The organism is Streptococcus sp. HMSC061D10 (assembly GCF_001808865.1).
Taxonomy (GTDB): Bacteria; Bacillota; Bacilli; order Lactobacillales; family Streptococcaceae; genus Streptococcus.
In genome coordinates, this window is the sequence record NZ_KV795019.1 from 78093 (window position 1) to 86794 (window position 8702).

Genomic DNA, 8702 nt, shown 5'->3' on the forward strand with positions numbered 1-8702 from the left:
TTATGAAAAAACCAGTTATTGGGATTACAGGAAACGAAAAAGCTCATCCTGATGATGAGCTTATGATGAGCTATGCTGCGAAAGGCTTTGTTGAAGGAGTCAAGGAAGCTGGGGGAATTCCCATTATCCTACCCATTGGTGATCAAGAAATGGCTAGTTACTACATTGGCTTGATTGATAAACTCATTTTAACTGGTGGACAAAATGTCGATCCAAAGTTCTATGGTGAACCTAAAACGATCGATAGCGATGACTACTACCTTCAAAGAGATATTTTTGAGCTAGCTCTTATAAAAGAAGCCATTAAACAGAAGAAACCCATTTTTTCTGTTTGTCGAGGCACCCAGCTCTTTAATGTGGCTATGGGAGGAACTCTTTATCAAGATATTGAAGACCATTGGCAGGATACTTCAGCCGAGTATACAACTCAACGTTTAGTCACCGAGCCTGATACTATTCTTCGAGAAATCTATGGAGAAATCTCCCATATCAACTCTTTCCACCATCAGAGTATTAAGGACCTAGCTCCAAATCTCAAGGTTGTAGCTCATGATCCTAAAGATGGAATTATCGAGGCTGTTACAACAACGGATGGTTTCCCTTACCTCGGTGTTCAATGGCATCCAGAATTTCTCTTTGAAAATCGCCCCAAAGATAAAACACTTTTCGACTATGTCGTCAATGAATTGTAAAACCTGTATCACATACAGGTTTTTTACACCAGATCCGTCTTCTCACGGTAACTAAAATAATCGGAGTGTGAGACAATTAGATGGTCTAATAAGACCAAACCCATTAATTCGCAGGCTTCTTTAACAAGCTTCGTAACATGGTCATCATTTCTACTCGGCATGACAGCACCAGATGGATGATTATGAACCAGAATCACAGATGTTGCCATATGCTTCAAAGCATAGTGGAGAATTTCCCTTGGTTCCGCAATACTTCTAGTAGCTGAGCCGATAAAAATGGTTTGCTGATGAATGATTTGATTTTGAGTATTAAGATAGAGCGCTACCAGGTGCTCTTGTTTTTTATCTCCCAGTTCAGCTTGCATCTTTTTAGCCAGTCTTTGACTACTGAGGATACTCTCTGCCTCCATGGTTTCTTGTTTGTGAATACGACTTCCTAGCTCTATCATAGCTTGCAACTCAATAGCTTTCACTCTACCGATACCTGATAAACTCTGTAGTTCTTGCAGAGTCATTTTTTTCAAATCAGTTAAGCAATTTAATTGATTCAATACTTTTTGTGCAATTTCAAAAACAGTAGATTGACGAGTCCCTGTTCGTAACAAAATGGCTAGTAACTCCTGATTACTCAAACTCTCTACTCCTTCTGTTACCAAGCGTTCCCTTGGTAAGAGCGAATCTTCTTGAAAAGAAATACTATACATAAAAATCCTCCTCACTTAATTATTCGTGAGAAGGATTTATAATTCGATAAAAACTAGTTATTTTTAGATTTTTTCAAGAGCTAGTCGCAAATCTTCAATCAAATCATCGACATTTTCAAGACCGATTGAAAGACGGATTTGATTTTTAGTTACTCCTGCTGCTTCTAGATCTGAATCAGACAACTGAGCATGTGTTGTAGTTGCGGGATGAACTACCAATGATTTAGCATCTGCTACATTGGCTAGGTTTGAAAAGATTTCTAAACTGTCAATTACCTTACGAGCTTCTGCTTCTCCACCTTTAACATGGAAAGTAAAGATTGAACCAACACCTTTTGGTAAATATTTCTCCGCCAAGGCATGGTAAGGGCTATCAGCTAATTTTGGATAGTTAACTTTTTCAACCTTTGGATGGTTAACAAGGAAATCAACGATTTTTTCAGCATTTTGAACATGGCGTTCAACACGTAGAGAAAGTGTTTCAAGCCCTTGCAAGAGCAAGAATGAGTTAAATGGTGAAAGGGCAGCTCCCATATCGCGAAGCAATTGAACACGAGCAGCAACGATAAAAGCTGCAGCACCAACATCACGAGTATAGCTGATATTGTGGTAACTTGGATCTTCTTCGACTAATTGAGGGAATTTCCCTGAAGCTGCCCAGTCAAACTTCCCACTATCAACGATAACACCACCGATTGTTGTACCATGACCACCGATAAACTTAGTAGCCGAGTGGACTGCGATATCTACACCGTGAGAAAAGACATTAATAAGATAAGGCGTTGCAAAAGTATTATCAGCTACCAAAGGAATCTGATGTTTATGAGCAATTTCAGCTATTTTTTCAATATCAGGAATGTTGATAACTGGATTACCCAAAGTTTCAATCAAGACAAGTTTGGTATTATCTCCAATCGCTGCTTCAACTTCTTCTAAATGATCGATATCAACAAAAGTTGTGGTGATTCCGTAACGAGGAAGGGTTTCTTTCAAAAGGTTAAAGGTCCCACCGTAGATAGTTGAAGCTGCAACCACGTGATCACCTGCGTGAGCAAGTCCAAGGATAGTATAAGTAAGAGCTGCCATACCTGACGCAGTTGCAAGTGCACCTACACCACCTTCAAGGGCTGCGATACGTTCTTCAAAGGCTGATGTTGTTGGGTTAGTGATACGAGTATAGATATTACCAGCTTTTTGAAGAGCAAAAAGCTCTGCACCTTCTTGTGTATCTTCAAATACAAAAGATGTTGTTTGGTAAATAGGAACAGCACGAGATTTTGTAGTCGCATCTACCACTTGACCAGCATGCAATTGAAGAGTTTCAAATTTAAATTCACGAGTCATATTTAGACCTCCAAAGATTTCATTAGGTTCATTGTATCACCTAATTCGTTCAGTTACAAATACAACTTTGTTATATATTGGCATAAGCAAAAGCTATGGCTATTATTAGAATTGTAGAACTTTTTTCAGATAGTTTAAAATGTTTGTGTTCACTTCTAGTATACTTTATAATGTTTACAAAGGAGAAAACAATGTCAGAAATTACACATAAAATTGATGCAAACTTTGCTGGCCGTTTAAATATCTTACGTGCTGGTGTACTTGGGGCTAATGATGGAATTATCTCTATCGCTGGAGTTGTTATAGGGGTTGCCAGTGCTACAACTAATATCTGGATTATCTTTCTTTCGGGATTAGCTGCAATCCTTGCTGGCGCCTTTTCTATGGCTGGAGGAGAGTATGTATCCGTATCTACTCAAAAAGACACGGAGGAGGCCGCTGTAGCCCGTGAACAACTACTTTTGGATAAAGATATGGATGCTGCTAAAAAATCACTCTACGCAGCCTATCTTCAAAATGGTGAGTGCGAAACTTCAGCTCAACTATTAGTTAACAAAGCTTTTCTAAAAAATCCACTTAAAGCTTTGGTTGAAGAAAAATACGGTATCGAGTATGAAGAATTTACCAATCCTTGGCATGCTGCAGCATCTAGCTTTATTGCCTTTGTCCTCGGAAGTCTCCCGCCAATGCTTTCAATAACCATCTTCCCAAGTGACTATCGAATCCCTGCTACTGTTATGATTGTAGCAATTTCACTTCTAGTCACTGGATATACAAGTGCCAAACTTGGAAAAGCACCAACCAAAACAGCCATGATTCGTAACCTTTGTATCGGCCTTTTGACCATGGGTGTCACTTATCTATTTGGACAGTTGTTTAGTATTTAAGATAAAAAATAATGCTGAGAAAAACTAGCTTAAAAATAAAACCACACAGTGATTTCAAGCTTGAATAGCATCAAGCCGAAAGAAATACTGTGTGGTTTTTGAATAGTAGACCTTTTAGAGTCTAAACTACTGGCCAATTTTGCTAGATTTATAGTCGTGAAGGTGAATCCTAACTCTGTTTAAATGGCTTATTTGCCTCTAATACTCAATGAAAATCAAAGAGCAAACTAGCCACAGGCTGTACTTGAGTACATCAAGGCGACGCTAATGCAGTTTGAATTTGATTTTCGAAGAGTATTATTTATAAACCATGACATGAGAAAGTGATTCTTTCATAAAATACTGGTACTGAACCTCTGAAATATTAAATGATGCAACAACTGCTCAATTATTGATAAACATAAATTGATGATGGGATGGACCTAACTTTGTATGCACATGATACATATAAGTAAACTGAATGTCATTGTCTTCTTCAGGACTATTTGTAAGTTTTATCAACTAAAAAGCGCGATTATCAAGATAAGATATTAGAATTAAAAATTGACTTTTTTCTATCAAAACAGGCAAATAAATCGCAATCACTTACTTTTTTCTTTAAAAGATTCATATAATTTTTTATATAAGTCTTTTATATCTTTTTTCTGAGAATTCAACTCTTCTTTACCGTAGTCAAAATTTGCTACTACAAATCCCTCGTCATCATTAGAAAAAGTAAAAAATTCTATTTCAATGAGTTTATTATGCTTAGAGTCCTCAATAGTATCTCCTAAATTATTATTAAATTGCTTCACCTCTTCTTCACGAACTCCGAACCCCATAGCAGCTCCATTTGCAATGATGTTTGAAAATACTTCTTCTGAAGACGCTACTTCTTTTACAGTTATGAAGTATGTAGCTTCTTCTGTTTCTACTTTTTTCACTTTATTCCATTTTTCTGTATCACTAGAAGAAACCGTATAAACTGTTAACTCCAGTGTTGGTTTATTGGTATTTTCTTTTATGATCATTTGTTTTCCAAAGAAGAAAATAGCAAGTAGCCCAGCTACAAAGATCAAAGCGATATAAATTATCTTTTTCATACATTATCCCCTATATCTTTCATATCAATGATCACATCAACTTTGTTATAGACAGCTGGATCATGCGTCGCTATTATAACATATTTGTCTTCATCTCTTTCATTTAATAATAAACGAATAATTTCTTTTCCAATCTCACCATCTAAAGCTCCTGTGGGTTCATCTGCTAAGATAATTTTACGTGGTTTCATTAACATTCTGGCAATAGCTACACGTTGAGCCTGCCCTCCAGACAATTCATATATTTTTTGATGTAAATGGTCGCTCGACAGTCCTACTTTTTCAAGTACATCAGTTATTATTTTTTTGTCTTTAGTGATAAGTTTCAAATTATCATATACAGTTTTGTTTTCGATTAAAGAATAATTCTGAAATACATATCCAACAGTATTTTTAAAGAAGGTTCTTTCTTTTATCTTCCAAATATCCTGTTTATCAACTAAAACGTTCCCACTGTCAATTTTTTCTAATCTTCCTATAATATTAAGAAGAGTACTTTTACCAGAGCCAGAACCTCCAATCAATGCATAGCTTTTTCCAGATTCAAATTTTAAATTTAAGTCTGTAAAGATCTTCTTTGAGCCGAAACTTTTTGAAACGTTCAAAAGGTCAATTGTCATATTTCATCTCCTTTTAAAATTTTAGTGTAGCTTTCAGATAATTTTTTAAAACTCATTATGATTGACAACATCAAAACTAGTATAGAAGCAAGACCAATATACAGCAACTCTATTTGCCCTGTCATAAGAAATGTAAATAGGATAACCATTGTAATAGTCATCATAAAGTACTTGAGACTTGAAATTGCTATATATGTTTTTGACAGACCCAAAATGATTTTTTTCACATATTCATTCTGTTTTAGGGCAATATAAAGTTGGACATATTGATAAATGAGTATAAAGACAATACTGTAAATTATCTTCTGCAAGATTTGTGACAGTAGAATTTGGTGCTCTAAGGATCGGATCTTCAACTTCACAATTTGGTAAACATCTACTGGATTCATTGAAAAATTCGACTGGATAGCTATTTCATTTATTTTCTTTACCGCCTCAGGACTAAAAAGAGACTTATTAGTTATATTACTAGCCAAAGTAAACTTGTTGTTTTCGATCATTTTGTCTGTATCTAACACAACAACAATGTTATCTTTGCTATCTGCTACACTTGGCATTGGTAAAATATCTTTATTTTTATGATCGATATCAGCATCCTCATTGAAATAAAAAATCTTATTACCATCAGGAATTATTTGTACTGCAATCTCTTCTTTTGTATAGTGTGTTCCAATAAATTGTTCTGCTACAACTGTGTTCTCAATAGATTTCTGGTTTTCTTTCCATTTCTCAGGAATATAGATGGTTGCTATTTTATTATCTAAAAGATGATAGTTTGTTCCATTCACTTTATTTTGTAAGTTAGCACCTGTTTGATTGATATAAATCAGATCTTTATTTATTTCTGGATTCGTTATTCCATCATTTTCTAATTGTTTAGAAAAGTCTTCTAAAGCATGAGACGTTTTCATAAAATCTGGAACATAGGCCGAGGATCGTTCTATATATAAATAATCTAAGTTTTTTAAGGAAGCAGCTATCTGTAGATACTGACCATCCGAATCACTTACTTCTCCATTTTTAGCAGAGTTATTTTCAATTCCAAGGAACTCTATCCTTCTCCAGTCTTTTACTGTGTCCCATGGTACTAAATTCTGTATCTGGATGTTGATACTGGATTGACTACTCTTTGTTTCTTGTAAAAAAATTCCTGATACAACGATAATAATCGAAATAATAGCAAGCCATACGACAAAAATAAGCTTGTTTTTCGCCTTGTTTTTGATAATTTCAATGGGCTTTTCAATCTGAATCGTCAACCAAAATAAAACAAAGGTGATGAGATCAATGATTTGAAATAGTATAAAATTCGTTAAAAGCAGAGAGAAAAATAACTTAGAACTATAAGTGAAGAAACCATTTCCAAAAAAAGAACTGTAAGAAATCATCAATAAAGCCATCATAATCAGTTCAAAAATAAGAGAAATGACATACTCTCTTCTTAGATCGTATACAGGCAATCCCAAAGAACGTCGTATCACTCCTTCTTTAATCTGCCTCGTCCTAACTACAAATAACACAACTAATAAAGTTAAGTAAATGGAACCCATTAACAGTATTCTTAAAGTTCCAGTGAATTGTAACATTCCTCCTATATACCAAGGATAAGCCATATATACAGTTTGCAGTCCTGTCATCGTAAGTGGTTTCAAACTGTCTACATCCATTTCCCCAAGGGTGTAATACATCCCTATTATCGGTACTGACTTTAATTGTTCATTGCTTACATCATCGAAATTTACATATTTCAACTGTCCCGAGCTCTGAACAATCGGCTTGTAAATGGTAACTTTTTCCGTTTTTGATAGGTCACGAATCATTTCGTAAATTTCATTATTGGAAAGATTGCTTTTTCCTTGAATAGAAAAAGCACCATCAATTGGTAAAGGTATGGGCGTTTCGGTATCGCTAATAGTGACCAGACCAATTGCAGCAATCAAACAAAAGAAGAATCCAATGATACATAATTTTAATTTCATAAGCACTTACCATATCTTTTCATTGGGACTCTTGTTTTCATAAATTATTTTTAGAATCCATAATAATCCCAATATGCATTTAAGCGAACATCGTTTCAAGATTTTTTCTTGAAATGTCTATCAATAATCTTTTTTATCGTGAACTTTAACGTTCCCAAAATATTCGTTGGGGTTAATACTATGATTCCTTGACAAACACTTCTTATTATATTTGAACAATCTTGCGATAACTTCTTGAAGTAATCATAAAAATTAGGACATAGACTAAAGCAAAGATACCACAAATGGAAAGTGTTACACTTAACATCATAGCTGTATCCACACCACCAATAGCCTTGAGAATCAAACTCAACATGTGATAGGCAAAAGCAAGGTGTAGGAAGGCAAAGATTACAGGGAGGAAGAAGACAGTCAAAACCTGCTTGTTAATGGTTTGCTTGATTTGTTTTTGATCCAAACCAACCTTTTGCAGGATGACAAAGCGTTCACGGTCTTCATAACCTTCTGAGATTTGTTTATAGTAGATAACCAGTACAGTACCTATCATAAAGATGATAGAGAGGAAAATACCAATAAAGAGGACACCTCCATAGAGAACATTCATTTGGGCAATTGCATCACTTGAACCATTACCCCCGTAAACCATAGCATCTTCACTCTTGAGATTATGGCTAAAATTATTTACATACGCATCAAAATCATCAGCTAGTTTTAACTGTTCCTCTAGACTTGCGGTGACATCCATACCACCATAAAACTGAGGGTAGACAGCAGAATCTTGGTACTGATCCAAAAAGCTTTGAAGATCTGGTACAACTAGGTAGTTAAAATCTGAAACTAAAAGGATATAGAGATTGGAAACATGGTTAGCTAAAAAATCTTGCTGGATTTCTTGCTTGATACTATACTCCTGACTGTTAAGACTAAATGATTTCTGACCTTTTAGTTGGTTATTTTTAGCCCAAAGACCTACTTCATTACCAGTAAGATTTAGCTTTTGTCCAGTCATTTTTTCGTAATCTTTTTGGTCAAAAACTAAGAAGACAGTCTTAGGCATAACACTATTCTCCCCTTTTTCAAAGGTGGTTAATTTGGTCCCATCTTGACTGGAAATGCCAAAGCTAGCATAGCTAAGAACGTCTTTATTGCTAATCGTCAAGTTCTTTTCACTGGCATATTGAGTCAATAGTTGGTCTAAATTCTCAACTTCAATATTATTTCCCTTAGCCTTAACATCGAAATCATGAGGATACATGATATTTTTTATATTTTCAGAACCGTTGTAGATGCTGGTTGCTGCAGACATGGTGACCAAAACCATGGTGGAAAGGATGGTAATGGTTGCTAAACCGACAGCGTTTTTCTTCATACGAAAGATAAGGTTAGAAACAGAG

8 protein-coding genes are annotated in these 8702 nt (G+C 35.2%); 2 read left to right on the plus strand and 6 right to left on the minus strand.

The features are described 5' to 3' along the window. Window positions 1-2: 2 nt before the first annotated feature. The gene (locus HMPREF2728_RS06360; protein ID WP_075227382.1) at window positions 3-692 is read left to right on the plus strand and encodes a gamma-glutamyl-gamma-aminobutyrate hydrolase family protein; all 690 of its coding nucleotides are present in this window, start codon (window positions 3-5) and stop codon (window positions 690-692) included. A gap of 23 nt (window positions 693-715) precedes the next feature. On the opposite strand, the gene radC is transcribed toward HMPREF2728_RS06360, so the two are convergent. Both radC and HMPREF2728_RS06370 read right to left on the minus strand, forming a co-directional pair. Beyond that, entirely contained in the window at window positions 716-1396 is a 681-nt protein-coding gene (gene radC / locus HMPREF2728_RS06365; RefSeq protein WP_075227383.1) for a RadC family protein, read from the minus strand. A gap of 63 nt (window positions 1397-1459) precedes the next feature. Beyond that, the gene (locus tag HMPREF2728_RS06370; RefSeq protein WP_075227384.1) at window positions 1460-2740 is read right to left on the minus strand and encodes an O-acetylhomoserine aminocarboxypropyltransferase/cysteine synthase family protein; all 1281 of its coding nucleotides are present in this window, start codon (window positions 2738-2740) and stop codon (window positions 1460-1462) included. Between the two features lie 191 nt (window positions 2741-2931). Here HMPREF2728_RS06370 and HMPREF2728_RS06375 point away from each other — a divergent pair, with 191 nt between their 5' ends. Then, on the plus strand, window positions 2932-3627 hold the full coding sequence (locus HMPREF2728_RS06375) for a VIT1/CCC1 transporter family protein (RefSeq protein ID WP_049509210.1): 696 nt from the start codon (window positions 2932-2934) through the stop codon (window positions 3625-3627). 581 nt (window positions 3628-4208) lie between these two features. Here the strand turns inward: HMPREF2728_RS06375 and HMPREF2728_RS06380 are convergent. The 4 genes from HMPREF2728_RS06380 to HMPREF2728_RS06395 form a co-directional block, all read right to left on the minus strand. Next, window positions 4209-4709 carry a hypothetical protein gene (locus HMPREF2728_RS06380; protein ID WP_045616096.1) on the minus strand — a complete coding sequence of 167 codons (501 nt, stop codon included), beginning with the start codon at window positions 4707-4709 and terminating at the stop codon, window positions 4209-4211. Further along, on the minus strand, window positions 4706-5329 hold the full coding sequence (locus HMPREF2728_RS06385) for an ATP-binding cassette domain-containing protein (protein ID WP_070460480.1): 624 nt from the start codon (window positions 5327-5329) through the stop codon (window positions 4706-4708). The genes HMPREF2728_RS06380 and HMPREF2728_RS06385 overlap by 4 nt, the downstream gene beginning before the upstream one ends. Further along, window positions 5326-7308: an ABC transporter permease gene (locus tag HMPREF2728_RS06390; protein WP_075227385.1), complete on the minus strand. Its 1983-nt coding sequence runs from the start codon at window positions 7306-7308 to the stop codon at window positions 5326-5328. The genes HMPREF2728_RS06385 and HMPREF2728_RS06390 overlap by 4 nt, the downstream gene beginning before the upstream one ends. A 205-nt stretch (window positions 7309-7513) precedes the next feature. After that, on the minus strand, window positions 7514-8702 hold a 1189-nt coding region (locus HMPREF2728_RS06395), incomplete at its 5' end, for an ABC transporter permease (RefSeq protein WP_315940868.1).